At 65.0% G+C, this 15,033-nt stretch carries 12 protein-coding genes; 9 read left to right on the top strand and 3 right to left on the bottom strand.

All coding sequences use genetic code 11. The features are described from left to right. Positions 1–5 precede the first annotated feature (5 nt). The 3 genes from ACWCOO_RS08370 to ACWCOO_RS08360 form a co-directional block, all read right to left on the bottom strand. Positions 6–353: an FmdB family zinc ribbon protein gene (locus tag ACWCOO_RS08370; RefSeq protein WP_446830533.1), complete on the bottom strand. Its 348-nt coding sequence runs from the start codon at positions 351–353 to the stop codon at positions 6–8. A 65-nt stretch (positions 354–418) separates the two neighbouring features. Further along, the gene (aspS, locus tag ACWCOO_RS08365) at positions 419–2,176 is read right to left on the bottom strand and encodes an aspartate--tRNA ligase (protein WP_446832028.1); all 1,758 of its coding nucleotides are present in this window, start codon (positions 2,174–2,176) and stop codon (positions 419–421) included. Between the two features lie 58 nt (positions 2,177–2,234). Next, positions 2,235–3,182, bottom strand: a complete 948-nt coding sequence (locus tag ACWCOO_RS08360; RefSeq protein WP_446830532.1) for a hypothetical protein — start codon at positions 3,180–3,182, stop codon at positions 2,235–2,237. Positions 3,183–3,271: 89 nt separating this feature from the next. On the opposite strand from ACWCOO_RS08360, the gene ACWCOO_RS08355 reads away from it, so the two are divergent. The 9 genes from ACWCOO_RS08355 (at position 3,272) to alaS (ending at position 14,986) form a co-directional block, all read left to right on the top strand. After that, entirely contained in the window at positions 3,272–3,730 is a 459-nt protein-coding gene (locus ACWCOO_RS08355) for a MaoC family dehydratase (RefSeq protein WP_446830531.1), read from the top strand. 13 nt (positions 3,731–3,743) lie between these two features. Beyond that, a complete protein-coding gene (locus tag ACWCOO_RS08350; protein WP_446830530.1) occupies positions 3,744–4,511 on the top strand; it encodes an SDR family NAD(P)-dependent oxidoreductase in 768 nt (255 codons plus the stop codon). A gap of 33 nt (positions 4,512–4,544) precedes the next feature. Beyond that, a complete protein-coding gene (locus tag ACWCOO_RS08345; RefSeq protein WP_446830529.1) occupies positions 4,545–5,522 on the top strand; it encodes an NADPH:quinone oxidoreductase family protein in 978 nt (325 codons plus the stop codon). Then, entirely contained in the window at positions 5,519–7,618 is a 2,100-nt protein-coding gene (locus ACWCOO_RS08340) for a 3-hydroxyacyl-CoA dehydrogenase NAD-binding domain-containing protein (protein ID WP_446830528.1), read from the top strand. The genes ACWCOO_RS08345 and ACWCOO_RS08340 overlap by 4 nt, the downstream gene beginning before the upstream one ends. Positions 7,619–7,664: 46 nt before the next feature. Beyond that, the gene (gene mutS / locus ACWCOO_RS08335; RefSeq protein WP_446832027.1) at positions 7,665–10,211 is read left to right on the top strand and encodes a DNA mismatch repair protein MutS; all 2,547 of its coding nucleotides are present in this window, start codon (positions 7,665–7,667) and stop codon (positions 10,209–10,211) included. Beyond that, entirely contained in the window at positions 10,208–10,711 is a 504-nt protein-coding gene (locus tag ACWCOO_RS08330) for a CinA family protein (RefSeq protein WP_446830527.1), read from the top strand. The genes mutS and ACWCOO_RS08330 overlap by 4 nt, the downstream gene beginning before the upstream one ends. A gap of 147 nt (positions 10,712–10,858) precedes the next feature. Then, positions 10,859–11,887, top strand: coding sequence for a recombinase RecA (gene recA / locus ACWCOO_RS08325; RefSeq protein WP_446832026.1), 1,029 nt, complete (start codon positions 10,859–10,861; stop codon positions 11,885–11,887). Continuing rightward, positions 11,880–12,335: a regulatory protein RecX gene (locus ACWCOO_RS08320; RefSeq protein ID WP_446830526.1), complete on the top strand. Its 456-nt coding sequence runs from the start codon at positions 11,880–11,882 to the stop codon at positions 12,333–12,335. Before recA ends, ACWCOO_RS08320 begins: the two co-directional genes overlap by 8 nt. Continuing rightward, a complete protein-coding gene (gene alaS / locus ACWCOO_RS08315) occupies positions 12,332–14,986 on the top strand; it encodes an alanine--tRNA ligase (RefSeq protein WP_446830525.1) in 2,655 nt (884 codons plus the stop codon). Before ACWCOO_RS08320 ends, alaS begins: the two co-directional genes overlap by 4 nt. Positions 14,987–15,033: the final 47 nt, after the last annotated feature.

Genomic DNA, 15,033 nt, shown 5'->3' with positions numbered 1-15,033 from the left:
CGCATTCAGCCCGAGTCGGCGGAAGCGCCGCTGGCAGTGCTCTTGGACTTCGCCGAGTCCCCGCCGCTGGAGCTTTGCGCGGAGTCCTTTCCCTTGCCCGCCGTCTTGCCATTCTCCGCACCCGCCTTGGCCTCGCCAGCGGTTGCTTCGCCGGCCGGTTTTTCGCGCCCGCTGTGCTTGAAGTCAGTCTCGTACCACCCGCTCCCCTTGAGCCGAAAGTGCGGCGCCGAGAGCAGCTTTTTGAGGCTGGGGCGCCCGCATTCGGGACAGTCCGTGAGCGGTGGATCGCTGATCTTGCGCAGCGCATCCAGCCGCCGCCCACAGTCGCGGCATTCGTATTCGTAAATCGGCATAGTGTCGGCAGGGAGGACTCTTAGCTCGGAATCTCACCGTATTCCAGGCCAGGCGAGGAGAAATTTTATATCGGGCGTATGCCCAGCTCACGCCATTGCTTGGCTTCCACCGTTGCCGGCGCCTCGGTGAGTGGGCAGGCGCCGGACTGCGTCTTGGGGAAAGCGATGACCTCGCGGATCGATTCGGCCTCGGCCATCAGCATGACCCAGCGGTCGAGGCCGAACGCGATGCCGCCGTGCGGCGGTACGCCGAATTCCAATGCCTTGAGGAAAAAGCCGAATTTCTGCTTCGCTTCCTCCGGCGATAGCCCCAACAACTCGAATACGGCCATCTGCATTTCGCGCTGATGTATGCGTATCGAACCGCCGCCGATTTCGTGGCCATTCAGGACCATGTCATAGGCGCGTGACAACGCCGCGGCCGGCTGTTCCAGTAATTCCTCCGGCGAGGCCACGCTCGGCGCGGTGAACGGATGATGCAAAGCATTCCATCGCTTTTCGTCCTCGTCGAACTCGAAAGCCGGAAAATCCGTTACCCACAGCGGCGCCCAGCCGGGCTTGATCAGCTTCCTTTCCCGCCCCAGCCGGTCCCGCAGCGCCGCAAGCGTGCGATTGACGATTGCTGCGTGTCCCGCGCCGAACACCAGCAGATCGCCGGCGCCTGCGGCCGTTTGCTCGGCCACCGCCGTGATTTCGGAGTCGCCGAGGAACTTCAGAATCGGCGATTGCATGCCGGCGCGGCCACTTGCTGGCTCGGCTACCTTGATCCAGGCCATGCCCTTGGCGCCCATCGCCTGAACGAAGCCGGTCAACTCATCAAGTTCGCGCCGGGTCATGTCCGCTGCGCCCGGGATGCGTAGCGCGGCTACCCGGCAGGCAGGGTCCTTGGCAGGCGCAGAAAGCACCTTGAACTCGGCCTCCCGCAGAACATCGCTGAGCTCCACCAGTTCCAGCGGGTTGCGCAAATCAGGCGCATCGCTGGCGTAGCGCAACATGGCCTCGGCGTAGGTCATGCGCGGGAAGGGATCAGGCAAGCTAACGTCCAGCACTTCCGCAAACACACTGCGCACCAGCGTTTCCATCAGGTCCGTGACTTCCGCCTCATCCACGAACGACATCTCCACGTCGAGCTGCGTGAATTCGGGTTGCCGGTCGGCCCGCAGATCCTCGTCGCGAAAGCAGCGCGCAATCTGGTAGTAGCGGTCCAGGCCCGACATCATCAGCAACTGCTTGAACAGTTGCGGAGACTGGGGCAGTGCATAGAAGCACTCCGGGCGGTTGCGCGCCGGAGCCAGGAAGTCACGCGCGCCTTCCGGCGTGGCGCGGGTCAGCAAGGGCGTTTCCACGTCCACGAAACCGCGCTGGTCGAGAAAGGCGCGAATTGCCGCGAATACCTTGTGACGCAGGCGCAGCCGGTCGAGCATTTCCGGTCGGCGCAAGTCGAGGTAGCGATACTTCAAGCGCAGCTCTTCGCCGGCATGTTCCCCGTGATGAAAGGGCAGGTCGCGAGCCGCGGAAAGGATCTCCAGCGTGTCCGCCACTACCTCGACTTCGCCGGTCGCCAATTCCGGATTGGCGGTGCCCTCGGGGCGGGTGCGAAGCAAGCCTTTGGCGCGCAGCACATACTCCGTGCGAACCTTGTCGGCGGTGGCGAAGACTTCGGCCTGCTCGGGGTTGCAGACCAGTTGCACGATACCCTCCCGGTCGCGCAGATCGATAAAGATCACGCCGCCATGATCGCGCCTGCCGTTAACCCAACCGCACAACTCGACCGGCTGTCCGGCGAGAGCGTTGCGAAGTTCGCCGCAGTAGTGGGATCGCATGGTCATCGGACGCAGGCCAACCCGCGGCAAGCCCGCAGCAGAAGGACGGCAATCGGGCCTAGCCCGCGCTGAGTTCCCGTTCCATCACGGCCACCCGCTCGCGCTCGCGTTTGCCCGCGGGCATGAACAGGCAGAAGGCGACTATCGCGAGCGACAGCACTCCCAGGCCGAGAATCTGCCATCCGTATTTTTCCGGCTGCACGAAGAAATCGCCAACCCATCCCCAGCGTCCCACGAACTCGTATGCGTTCCAGGCGATGATTGCGGTAGCGATAGAGTATCTGAGCGCGGTCGCCACGCGGCGGAAGCGCAACAGGCGCTGCAGCAGATAGATTGCCCACACAGCGTTGAGAGCGGCTATGCCATAGGTGATCGGATGGGTGTCGCCGAGCACGTTTTCGTCGTAAATCACCAACAGGAACAGGTAGAAGAACCAGATCAGATAAATCGTTTCCAGGGCGGTAATCGCCGCAAAATTGCGCTTGTGCCCCTCGGTCGGCTTGCCGGTGCCCATACCCAGCCAGCGATGACACCAGCGAAAGAAATTGCAGCGCGTCTCGCGGTTGAATATAAAGTAAACCAAGGTGGCCAGCATAACGCCCAGCGAGGACATCATCACGAGGTATTCCGGGTTGGTCGCGACTTCTCCGGCCTCGTCCAGCAGCGGCGCAACGCCCAGCCAGCGTGAGTAATAGACGAAGGAAAATTCCACCCAGCCGGTCCACAGCAGCCAGGCGGCGAAATAGCCGAGCCAGGTGCCGCTGACCTCGCTGTTTTGCCGCATGCCGAGCCAGAGCAATACGGCGCCAACCAGGCCCATCGCGCCGGCGGCGTAATACATGCCCGGCTCGCCCACGGAGTCCTCAATCTGGATCATCACCGAGTGCCCCAGGCCTTGTGACACGAAAAACACCGCAAAAGGGAAAAGGCCGATGAAAGGCGGCCGAGCAAACGCCCATATCAGCCAACCCCAGACACCGGTATTGCGAACTTCTTGTGCGCCCATCAAGTGCACTCCCGTAAGTCTTGCCAAGTTCCTATACTATACTTTTTTCGGCTTCGGCTTGGTTGTTGGGCGGCGGTGAGGCGCGTTCGGTGAAGATCGAAAACCTGAAAGATTGGGAGGGGCGGCAGCTTGCTCCATCGCCTTGGCTGCGCATCGACCAGGCGCGCATCAACGCATTCGCCGACTGCACTGCAGACCATCAGTTCATCCACCTCGACTCCGAGCGGGTGGCGCGCGACACTCCATTCGCCACCACCATTGCGCACGGTTTCCTGACCCTCTCACTGTCGGTACACCTCGAGTCGCCCGACTTGTCGGATTTCGACGACCTGGGTTTCGTGATCAACTACGGATTGGACAGGCTCAGGTTCATCAACCCCGTTTCAGTGGATTCGCGTGTGCGCGTCCACGCAACGCTTGCCGAGGTCCGTGACCGCGGCGCGGGACGGGTAGTGATTCGACTCGAAAAACACATGGAGATTGAAGGCGAGGAAAAGCCCGCATGGGTGGCGCAGCAACTGCTCATGCTGATTTCCCGCGAATCCTGACCGCGCCGGGGGCATGGACGAACTGTTCAACCTGGAGGGGCGAACGGCGCTGATTACCGGCTCCACGCGCGGCATCGGCAAGGCGATCGCCATGCGGCTGGCCGAGCATGGCGCCCGCGTCACGGCCTCAAGCCGCAAGCCGGAGGCCTGCGAGCAGACAGCCGAGGAAATCAACCTGCGTTTCGGCAAGGGGACGGCTATCGCGGCGCCTTGCAACGTCTATTACAAGGATCAGGTCGAGGCCCTCGTGGCATCTACGCAGGCCGCCTTCGGCGCCATCGACATCCTGGTCTGCAACGTGGGCGTGAATCCGCATTTCGGGCCCCTGCTGGAGGTAACCGAGAGCGCATTCGAGCGCATCTGGCGCAGCAACGTAACGGCCAATATCTGGTTGAGCGGACTCGTGACGGCCGATATGCGCAGACAGAGCTACGGGCGCATCGTGTTGATTTCGTCCTATGTCGGCCAGAGCGCACACGCCAAAATCGGCGCCTACGGTATGTCGAAGGCTGCCGAAATCCAGATGGCGCGCAACCTTGCGCTCGAACACGGCCGCCACGGAATTACCGTCAACGCCGTGTGCCCGGGTTTGATCAAGACCGACTTCTCTGCGGCCTTGTGGAGCGACGCCGAGGCGCGCGATAGCTTTCTTGAAAGCACCGCCGTCGGAAGGATGGGAGCTCCGGATGACGTGGCCGGTCTGGTGGTGTTCCTGGTTTCGCCGGCGGGTTCCTACGTTACCGGTCAGGCGATACGGGTTGATGGCGGCGTTCACGTATAGCTGCCGGACGCACCAGCGAAAGTCAATACTCAAATGCGCGCGCTGATCTGCACCCAATACGCCGAGCAGCCCGAGTTGCGTCTGGAAGAGGTGGCAGAGCCGACGCCTGGACCCGGCGAGGTGCTGGTGGACGTGCGCGCTGCCGGACTCAACTTCTTTGATCTGCTGATGGTGCAGGGTCGCTACCAGCGGCGCCCGCAAACGCCTTTTACGCCGGGCGCCGAGGCAGCCGGGGTGGTGGCCGCGCTGGGAGCCGGAGTCGAGGACCTTGAAGTGGGCGAGCGGGTTGCGGTGCATGGCCGCGCCATGTTTGCCGAGCGCACTGTGGCGCCGCGTCATCACGTCGCCCGTTTGCCGGTCAACATGAGCTACGCACAGGGGGCAGGGCTCTGCATCACTTACGGCACCTGTTATCACGCCTACAAGCAGGTCGCGAAGCTGCGCGCCGGCGAAACCGTGCTGGTATTGGGCGCCGGCGGCGGTGTGGGTATGGCGGCGGTTGCATTAGCCAAGGCCCTGGGAGCGAAGGTGATCGCCGCGGCGAGCAGTCCTGAAAAGCTGCAACTGGCGATTTCCATGGGCGCGGACGAAACCATCAACTATGCTGACGATGATTTCCGGGGCCGGCTCAAGAAACAGGCCGGAGGGCGCGTGGATGTGGTCGTAGACCCGGTGGGCGGCTCGTTTTCGGAATCGGCATACCGTGCTTGCGCGCCGGGTGGCCGCTTCCTGGTGGTGGGCTTTGCCGCCGGAGAGATTCCCCGACTGCCGCTTAACCTGGTGCTGCTCAAGACAGCGGCGGTTCTGGGCGTGTTATGGAGCGCGTGGACCGACAGGCATCCGGATACCGCCCGCGAAAACCTGGAGGATCTGTCGCGGCTGGCAGGTGAGGGCGCGATCCACTGCCCCGTCTCGCGCAGTTTGCCGTTCGAGGACTACTTTCAGGCCTATGAGGCCTTCGCCCGGCGCGAGGTTGCCGGCAAGTGGGTATTGCAGGTGGGTCACTCTTGACCATAAGAATTGAGGACAGGGGCCGGGTGCGGCTGATCGAGATGCATGCGCCACCCGTAAATGCTCTTGGCGCGCCGCTTCGCGTGGCGCTCATGGAGGCGGTAGAGGCTGCTGCACAGGACGATTCGGTTGGCGCCGTGCTTCTGTCCAGCGGTCTGAAAACCTGGTGTGCCGGTGCGGACATCAAGGAATTCGGGCTGTCCGAAATGCCGGCGCCGGCGGCATCCCTAACGGCGATCTGCGATGCCCTTGATGCCTGCCCCAAACCGGTCACGGCGGTCATTGCCGGGGTCGCATACGGCGGCGGTCTGGAGCTGGCGCTGGCCTGCGACTACCGGGTTGCATCGCCGCGGGCTCGGTTTTCGTTTCCCGAGGTGCTCATAGGTCTGTTGCCGGGAGCCGGTGGAACCCAGCGGACGCCCCGCCTGATCGGCGTTGAAATGGCTTTGCGCATGTGTCTGCAGGGCAAGCCGGTCAGCGCGCAAGAGGCGCTGGAATGCGGCCTTGCTGACGACCTGCTGCAAGGCGATCCGATCCCGGCTGCGTTTGCCCAGGCCGAGAAGCTGCTGGACGCGGGCGCACCGCTGCGCAAGATTTCGGCGGGTCCCGGCAAACTTCCGCAGGCCGGCGAAGCCGACGAGGCGTTCGCTGCGGCGCGCACGCTTGTAGCTCGCAAGCTGCGGGGCAGGCATGCGCCGGAGTTGATCGTGCAGTGCGTGGAGCAGGCGGTGGTTTGCCGTAATGATTTTCGCGCCGGGCTTGCCGAGGAACGCAAGCGTTTTGCGCGCTGCCTCAAGGACCCGCAGAGCAAGGCGCTGGCGCACGTGTTCTTTGCCGAGCGCGCGGCGGCCAAGGGCGGAGGATCGCACCCTGGGCGGCCGGTGCAGGAGGCGGCGGTGGTCGGTTGCGGCACCATGGGCGGCGGCATCGCCATGAATTTCGCCATTGCAGGGGTGCCGGTCACCGTGCTCGAGACCAGTGAATCGGCGCTGAAGAAGGGCCTGGCCGTGGTGCGCCGGAATTTCGAACGCTCCGAGGCCAGCGGCCGTTTGCCGCCGGGCCAGACTGAGCGCTGCATGGCGCTGATCAAGCCCACCACGGACTACGCCAGCCTGTCCGGCGCCGATTTCGCCGTGGAGGCGGTTTACGAGAGCCTCGACCTGAAAAAGAGCATCTTCGAGCGCCTGGATGCCACGCTCGGCGCGGACGCGGTCATCGCCAGCAACACGTCCTACCTTGATATCGACGCACTGGCCTTGGCCACCGGGCGGCCGGAGCAGGTGCTGGGCATGCACTTTTTCAGCCCCGCCAACATCATGCGCCTGGTGGAGGTGATCAAGGGGCGACAGACATCCAAGGAAACCATCGCCTGCGCATTTTCGCTGGCTTCGCGGATGCGGAAAATTCCGGTCTGGTCGGCCAACAGCCACGGCTTTATCGGCAACCGTATGTTGACGGGATACATGCGCGAGGCTTTCGAGCTGCTGTTCGAAGGCACGCCCCCGGAACGGATGGACGCCGCCATGCGGGAATTCGGGTTGCCCATGGGGCCGTTCCAGATGGCTGATCTGGTGGGCCTGGATCTTGGCTGGCGCGCTCGGGAGCTGGCCGGGACGCCGCTTGGCGAACGCATGCCGGGCGAACGTCTGGCCGACGCGCTTTGCAAGCAGGAGCGCTTCGGACAGAAAAACGGACGCGGTATTTACAACTACAGCGCCGGCAGCCGGGTCCCCGAGCCGGAACCGGCGGTGGCGGCGCTGATCGAGGAACTGGCCGCGGAATTGGGCTATGAGCGCGGCCCGCCGGCCGAACCCGAGGAGATCATCAAACGGTGCCTCTACCCGCTGGTGAACATCGGCGCAAGCCTGCTCGACGAAGGCGTGGCCAGGAGCGCCTCGGATATCGACATCGTGTATGTCTATGGTTACGGTTTTCCGGCCTGGCGCGGAGGACCCATGCACTACGCCGAGCAGCAGGGCCTGTTCTCGGTGCTTGAGGATATTCGCGCATTGCATGCCCGGTTCGGAGCGCGCTGGACGCCTGCGGAGCGCTTGATGCGACAGGCCGCCGCCGGCCGTGGCTTCGACCAAGGATAGCCCCGTGACTGCCGGCGTGCGGCCGCTGGCGGCACATACGCCGGTCATGCAGCAGTATCTGCGCATCAAGGCGCAGCATCCGGATTCGCTCCTGTTCTATCGGATGGGCGACTTCTACGAGATGTTCTTCGAAGACGCCACGCGGGCCGCCACGCTGCTCGACATCGTGCTGACCAGCCGCGGGCAATCCAAGGGCGAGGCGATTCCCATGGCCGGCGTGCCCGTGCATTCCGCCGATTCCTATATCGCCCGCCTCGCGCACATGGGCGAGTCGATCGCCATTTGCGAGCAGATAGGCCGGCCCAAGCCTTCGGGCGGCCCGGTGAAACGCGAGGTTGTACGGCTGGTGACGCCCGGCACCCTGACCGACGAGGCCCTGCTGGACAGCGGCGCCGACAATCTCGTGGCCGCGGTGTATCAGAACGGCGGAAGCTATGGGCTGGCCTGGATGGAACTGAGTTCCGGGAGCTTCTCGGTGGCCGAATGTGCGAGCAGCGAGGACCTGCAAGGCGAGATGCAGCGCTTGCGGCCTGCCGAAGTGCTGGTTAGCGAAGGCGCCCGCCTGCCCGATTCCCTACCGGACGCGCCGGCAGTTCACGAGCGGCGGAGTTGGCAGTTCAGCGTGTCATCTGCGAGAAAGGCGCTTGCCGAGCAGTTCCGGGTGAATAGTCTTGACGGCTTCGGCATCGAAGGTATGGACCGCGCTATCGCTGCCGCCGGGTGTTTGCTGGACTACGTCAAGGACACGCAGCGGGGCGCTTTGCCGCATGTGCGAACGCTGCATGTGGAGCGCAGCAGCGACGCGCTGCTGATGGACGCAGCCACTCGCCGCAACCTGGAACTGGACCGCTCGCTGTCGGGACGCGACGAGCATACGCTGGCGGGTGTGCTCGATCATTGCGCCACGCCGATGGGCAGTCGGCTGCTGCGGCGCTGGATTCAGCGTCCCTTGCGCTCGCACACGACGCTCCGGGAACGTTACCAGGCGCTGGAAATTCTGCGCGAAACCAGCCACGATTGGCGTTCCGTCCTGCGCAAGGTCGGCGATCTGGAGCGGGTGCTGGCGCGCCTGGCGATACGCAGCGCACGTCCGCGCGATCTTGAGCAGTTGCGCGCCGCGCTAAACGCTACGCCGGCCGTGCGCGAGCGCCTGGCGTCCCTGGACTCGCCGCTCCTGGGCGCACTGGCGGAGCGCATGCAGCCCCCACCGGACGGTCTGGAACTGCTGGAAAGGGCCATTGCCGAACAACCCGCCCCCAGGATTCGGGACGGGCAGGTGATAGCGGCCGCATACAACGCCGAGCTGGACGAGTTGCGGCAGCTCAGCAGCAACGCCGACGCATCCTTGCAGGAGCTCGAAGCAGCGGAGCGCGAACGCAGCGGCATCGCAAACCTGCGGCTGGGGTATAACCGGGTGCACGGCTATTTCATAGAGTTGCGCAAGAGCCAGGCGCAAGAGGCCCCGGAGCACTTCATCCGCCGGCAGACGCTCAAGCACTCCGAGCGCTATATCACGCCGGAACTGAAGCAGTTCGAGCACCGGGTGCTGAGCGCCCGCGAACGCGCTCTGGAGCTGGAAGCGCGGCTGTTCGAGGAATTGCTGGATGAACTGTCGCAGTGGCTGGCCGCCTGGCAGGAGCTGGCTGCCGCGCTGGCGGAAACCGACGTGCTGGCGAACCTGGCGGCGCGTTCGCTGGAACTCGGTTACGTCAAGCCGCAACTCACCGAGCAACCGGGCATACGGCTTACTGCCGGCCGGCACCCAGTGGTGGAACGTGCTCTAGACAGCGAGTTCATTCCCAACGACCTGGCGCTGGATGACGCGACCCGTATGCTGATCGTGACCGGGCCCAACATGGGCGGCAAGTCCACCTACATGCGCCAGGTGGCGCTGATTGCGATCCTCGCGCATATCGGCAGCTATGTGCCGGCGGCCGCGGCCGAAATCGGCCCGCTGGATCGCGTATTCACTCGCATCGGCGCCGGCGACGACCTGGCCGGCGGGCGCTCCACCTTCATGGTGGAGATGACGGAAACCGCCAGCATCCTCAACAACGCTACCGCGCAAAGCCTGGTGCTCATGGACGAGGTGGGCCGCGGCACCAGTACTTATGACGGCCTGTCCCTGGCCTGGGCGGCCGCGGTGCACATCGCCGAACGTCTGCGTTGTTTCACGCTGTTCGCCACCCATTACTTCGAGCTGACGGCCTTGCCCGAAACCGTCGCGGGCTGCGCGAACGTGCATCTCGACGCGGTCGAGCACGCCGGAACGCTGGTGTTCCTGTATTCGCTGCGCGAGGGGCCGGCGGACCGCAGCTATGGCCTGCAGGTGGCGGCCCTGGCCGGCGTGCCGCGGCCGGTCATCGCGTCCGCGCGCAAGACCTTGCGCGAACTCGAAGAGCGCTCCGGGCGGCTCGTGGAGCGTGCGCGCGTGCAGCCGCAATTGGACCTCAGGCCGCAGGAGGCCGAACCCGCCGCAGCGCAGCAGTTGCTGGCGGACGTGGACCCGGAGCAACTCAGTCCCCGCGAAGCGTTGGACCTCGTCTATGAACTGAAACGGCTTGCCGAAGAAGGCGCCGGGGACGAGCGGTGACGCGCTCGAAGATTGATGCGCTGGTGGCGGAGCTCGGGGCCGTGCTGCTGCAGCGCGAGGAAACGCTGGCGGTGGCCGAGTCCTGCACCGGCGGCTGGGCCGGCATGGCGATTACCGGCCTTCCGGGCAGTTCCGGCTGGTTTTCTGCCGGCTTCGTGACCTATTCCAACGAAGCCAAGCAGCGCCTGCTGGGCGTGCGCGCGGAAACCCTGCGCGCACACGGCGCGGTAAGCATCGAGACGGCCATCGAGATGGCCAAGGGCGCCATTCGGCATGCGCGCACCGACTGGAGCCTGTCGGTGACCGGCATTGCCGGCCCTGCGGGCGGCACGTTGACCCGCCCGGTAGGCACCGTAGCCTTCGCTTGGGCCGCGCGCAACGGCTGGTGCGATGCGGATTCGACGCGCTTTGACGGCGACCGTCAGGCCGTGCGCGCGCAGTCGGTGGAGCGCGCGCTGAACGGCCTGCTCGAACGCTTGCGCGAAGCGCCCCAAGGCTGACAGAGCTTGCGTCTGCTGGTCGAACATGACTGCAAGCAATAGCTCGCTGCGCTATATGTGCACCAACCCGCAGCATTGCGGCAATGCAATGCGGGCGAGCTGTGGAATAATCGCCTTTTGGTGACGGATGCCGGAGTGCAGAGCAAGATGAACGACAATCGCGAACGGGCATTGGCAGCGGCGCTGTCGCAAATCGAGAAGCAATACGGCAAAGGCTCTGTCATGCGGCTGGGCGGCGCCGGCGCGGTGCATGACGTGGAGGTGATTTCTACCGGGAGCCTGGCGCTGGACCTCGCGCTGGGCATAGGCGGGCTTCCGCGCGGACGAGTGGTGGAGATCTTCGGTCCCGAGGCTTCGGGCAAGACCACGCTTACCTTGAGCGCGGTGGCGCAATGCCAGAAAGCCGGCGGCACCGCCGCCTTCGTGGATGCCGAGCATGCTCTCGACCCGGTGTATGCGCGGCGTTTGGGCATCAACGTGGACGACTTGCTGGTTTCGCAGCCCGACACGGGCGAACAGGCACTGGAGATCACCGACATGCTGGTGCGTTCTGGCGCAGTGGACGTGGTAGTCGTCGATTCGGTGGCCGCGCTTACGCCCAAGGCCGAAATCGAGGGCGAAATGGGCGACAGTCATGTGGGCCTGCACGCCCGCCTGATGTCGCAGGCGCTGCGCAAGCTGACCGGCAATATCAAGCGCTCCAACACCATCGTGATCTTCATCAACCAACTGCGCATGAAGATCGGCGTGATGTTCGGCAATCCGGAAACCACCACCGGCGGCAACGCGCTGAAGTTCTATTCGTCCGTGCGCCTTGACATCCGGCGCATCGGCGCGATCAAGCGCGGCGACGAAGTGATCGGCAATCGCACCCGCGTGAAGGTGGTGAAGAACAAGCTGGCTCCGCCGTTCAAGATGGCCGAATTCGACATTCTTTTCACCGGCAGCCAATATGGCGTTTCACGCGCAGGAGAGCTCATCGACCTGGGTTTGGCGAAGAACCTGATCGTCAAGTCCGGAGCCTGGTACAGCTACAAGGACGCCCATATCGGCCAGGGCAAGGAAAAGGCCCGCAGCTACCTTGACGACAATAGCGAGGTGGCCGACGAGCTGGAGGGGCTGATTCGGGACGCGGAACGCACAGCGGAGGAGCCAGCCGGGGCCGCGAGTGCGTGAGCGCTTGGCCAACCCGCTGGACGCGGGGCTGAAGTTGCTCGCGCGGCGCGAGCATTCCGTAAGCGAGCTGCGCGGCAAGCTTGCCGGGCGCGGTTACGACCCAAGCGCTATCGAGGCTGCGCTCAATGAATTGGTGGAGCGCGGATTGCTGAGCGATCAGCGCTTTGCCGAAGCCTTCCTGCGGTCGCGCCGCGAACGCGGCCAGGGGCCGCTCAAGATACGCGCCCAACTGATGCAGCGTGGCGTACAGTCGGGCCTGATCGATGCGGCGCTGAGCGGCGCCGAGGTTGATTGGGATCAATGCGCGGCGGCAGCGCGTCGGCGGCGTTTCGGCGACTCCGCGCCTGCCGGACGCGCCGAGCTGGCGCGTCAGGCGCGGTTTCTGCAGGGGCGGGGCTTTTCTTCGGGCCAGGTGGCGAGTGCGCTGCTTACGGACGGTTCCCCATGAAAGTCGGCGAACTGCGCTCGGCCTTCGTCGATTATTTCGCCGGCCATGACCACCGTCACGTGCCCGGCTCGTCGCTGGTTCCGCACAACGATCCCACGCTCCTGTTCACCAATGCCGGGATGGTGCAGTTCAAGGACGTGTTTCTGGGGCGGGAGCCGGCGCCTTATCCGCGCGCCGTTACCGTGCAGCGCTGCCTGAGGGCCGGGGGCAAGCATAACGACCTTGAGAACGTGGGTTACACCGCCCGCCACCACACATTCTTCGAGATGCTTGGAAACTTCAGCTTCGGCGACTACTTCAAGCGCCGCGCGGTGCGCCTTGCCTGGGAGTTCGTGACCCGGGAGTTGGGCTTGCCGGCCGAGAAGCTGCTGGTCACGATTTTCGAAGACGACGACGAAGCCGCGCAGTGCTGGCGCGAAGAGGCAGGCCTGGACGACTCGCGCATAGCGCGGCTGGGAGCCAGCGGCAATTTCTGGTCGATGGGCGACACGGGGCCCTGCGGGCCCTGTTCGGAGATATTCTTCGACCACGGCCCGCAAATTGCCGGCAGCCCGCCCGGGGAGGGCGAGGACGAGGGCGATCGGTTCGTCGAAATCTGGAACCTCGTGTTCATGCAGTACGACCGCGCCGCCGACGGCAGCCTGACGCCCTTGCCCAAGCCTTCGGTGGACACCGGCATGGGTCTGGAGCGCATGGCGGCGGTGCTGCAGGGACGCGCCAGCAACTACGACATTGATCTGTTCCGCGACCTCATTGCCGCGGCCGCCTCGGTTACCGGCGCCGGCGATCTCGCGTCCAGTTCGCTGAAAGTGATCGCCGACCATGCTCGGGCTGCGGTTTTCCTGGTCAACGATGGCGTTTTTCCGTCGAACGAAGGCCGCGGCTATGTGCTGCGCCGCATTGTTCGGCGCGCTTTGCGCCACGGTCACGACCTGGGCATGCGCGATACCTTTATGCACCGCATGGTGGAGCCGCTGGTGCAGGCCATGTCCGAGGCCTATCCGCAACTGACCGAATCGCAACCGCTCACGGAGCGCGTGCTGCGCTCGGAAGAGGAGCGGTTCGCAGCCACGCTGGAGCAGGGCCTGCGGCACCTGAACCGGTCGCTGGAGAAAGTGAAAAACAAGCGCGTTCCGGGTCGCTTGGCGTTCGTCTTGTACGACACCTACGGTTTTCCGGTCGATCTCACCGCAGATATCGCGCGCGAGCGGGGCATGACGGTGGACATGGCGGAGTATGCGGAAGCGATGGACGAGCAGCGCGGACGCTCGCGCGGAAGCTCCGCGATGAGTAGCGCGGGGCAGCGGAGCAAAGCTGCACATGGCGCTGAGTCTGCGCCCACGGATGCGGGCGCCGAAGGCAAGACGATTCCCGAAACTCGTTTCACGGGTTACGAGCGGGTTCAGGACACCGGCCGAGTGACCGCGATTTGGGTCAAGGGCCAGGCGGTGGAGCAAGCGGGCGAGGGCGAGGCGGTCGAAGTGGCGCTGGACCGTACGCCGTTTTACGCGGAAGGCGGCGGGCAGGTCGGCGATGCTGGAATTCTGGCCGGTTCGGACTGCCGGCTCGAGGTGACGGACACGCAGCGCGGCGGAGCCGGCTGCGTGCATATCGGCGTCGTGGCGCAAGGTGTCGTTCGTGTGGGCGTGGAGCTTGCCGCCACCGTTGACGCCGCGCGGCGACGCGCAACCGTTCTGAACCACTCGGCCACGCACCTGATGAACGCGGCCTTGCGCAAGGTGCTGGGTGCGCATGTCGCGCAGAAGGGCTCGCTGGTGGCGCCCGACCGTTTGCGGTTCGATTTCTCGCATTTCGAGGCCGTTTCGCAGGCTGAGCTCGAGCACATCGAGGACGAAGTCAACGCGCAGATTCGCGCCAACCGTGCGGCGGAGACCATCGAGATGCCCCTCGACGAAGCTATCGAGGCCGGCGCCTTGGCGATGGCCGGGGAAGACTACGCCGACCGCGTGCGGGTGCTGAAGCTGGGCGACTACTCCATCGAGCTGTGTGGTGGAACGCACGTGGAACGCACCGGTGATATCGGTGCTTTTGCTATCGTTTCCGAATCTTCGGTGGCGGCAGGCGTGCGGCGGATCGAGGCGGTTACCGGCCGGCAGGCGCTGCAATTCATGCGCAACCTGCGCCACAGGATGGATCGCCTCGCGGGATTGCTCAAGGGCGGGGTGGACGATTCGGAGGAAAAGCTGGCCGCGCTTATGAATCGCACCCGGGAGCTGGAAAAGAAGCTCGCCCAGGCACAGGCCAAACTCGCCGAAGGCGGCGCGGCGGGCGCCACGCCGGTCACGCGGATCGCGGGCGTCAATCTCGTGGCCTTGCGGCTTGATGAGGACGCGGATATCCACACCATGCGCGGCGCTGTGGACCGCTACCGGGACCAGTTTGCACCGGCCGTGGTAGTGCTGGGCGCCTGTGACGCCAGCGGCAAGGCGCGCGTGGTGGCCGGCGTGAGCAAGGCGCTGGAAGAACGCGCACCGGCTCGCGACCTGGCGCGCTCCGTGTCCGAACGCCTGGGCGGCAAGGGTGGCGGCCGCGCCGACTTTGCGCAGGGCGGCGGGCCGCGCGGCGCGGCGCTGGACGAGGCGCTGGCTGCGCTTCCCGCGCTGCTGGGAGAGCGCCTGGGGACAAACTGAGCCGCCCCAGGCTTGAGCGAGCAATAGAATGAGCGCCTTGGGGGGAT

The organism is Candidatus Foliamicus sp., from assembly GCF_965221325.1.
Lineage (GTDB): Bacteria > Pseudomonadota > Gammaproteobacteria > Steroidobacterales > Foliamicaceae > Foliamicus.
This window is presented reverse-complemented; position numbering and strand designations above follow the sequence as displayed.

Excerpts from the sequence above, each read along its gene's own strand:
- ACWCOO_RS08350 (WP_446830530.1), top strand. The coding sequence starts at position 3,744 with ATGGACGAACTGTTCAACCTGGAGGGGCGAACGGCGCTGATTACCGGC.
- ACWCOO_RS08360 (WP_446830532.1), bottom strand. The coding sequence starts at position 3,182 with ATGGGCGCACAAGAAGTTCGCAATACCGGTGTCTGGGGTTGGCTGATA.
- aspS (WP_446832028.1), bottom strand. The coding sequence starts at position 2,176 with ATGCGATCCCACTACTGCGGCGAACTTCGCAACGCTCTCGCCGGACAG.
- ACWCOO_RS08345 (WP_446830529.1), top strand. The coding sequence starts at position 4,545 with ATGCGCGCGCTGATCTGCACCCAATACGCCGAGCAGCCCGAGTTGCGT.
- ACWCOO_RS08370 (WP_446830533.1), bottom strand. The coding sequence starts at position 353 with ATGCCGATTTACGAATACGAATGCCGCGACTGTGGGCGGCGGCTGGAT.
- recA (WP_446832026.1), top strand. The coding sequence starts at position 10,859 with ATGAACGACAATCGCGAACGGGCATTGGCAGCGGCGCTGTCGCAAATC.
- mutS (WP_446832027.1), top strand. The coding sequence starts at position 7,665 with ATGCAGCAGTATCTGCGCATCAAGGCGCAGCATCCGGATTCGCTCCTG.
- alaS (WP_446830525.1), top strand. The coding sequence starts at position 12,332 with ATGAAAGTCGGCGAACTGCGCTCGGCCTTCGTCGATTATTTCGCCGGC.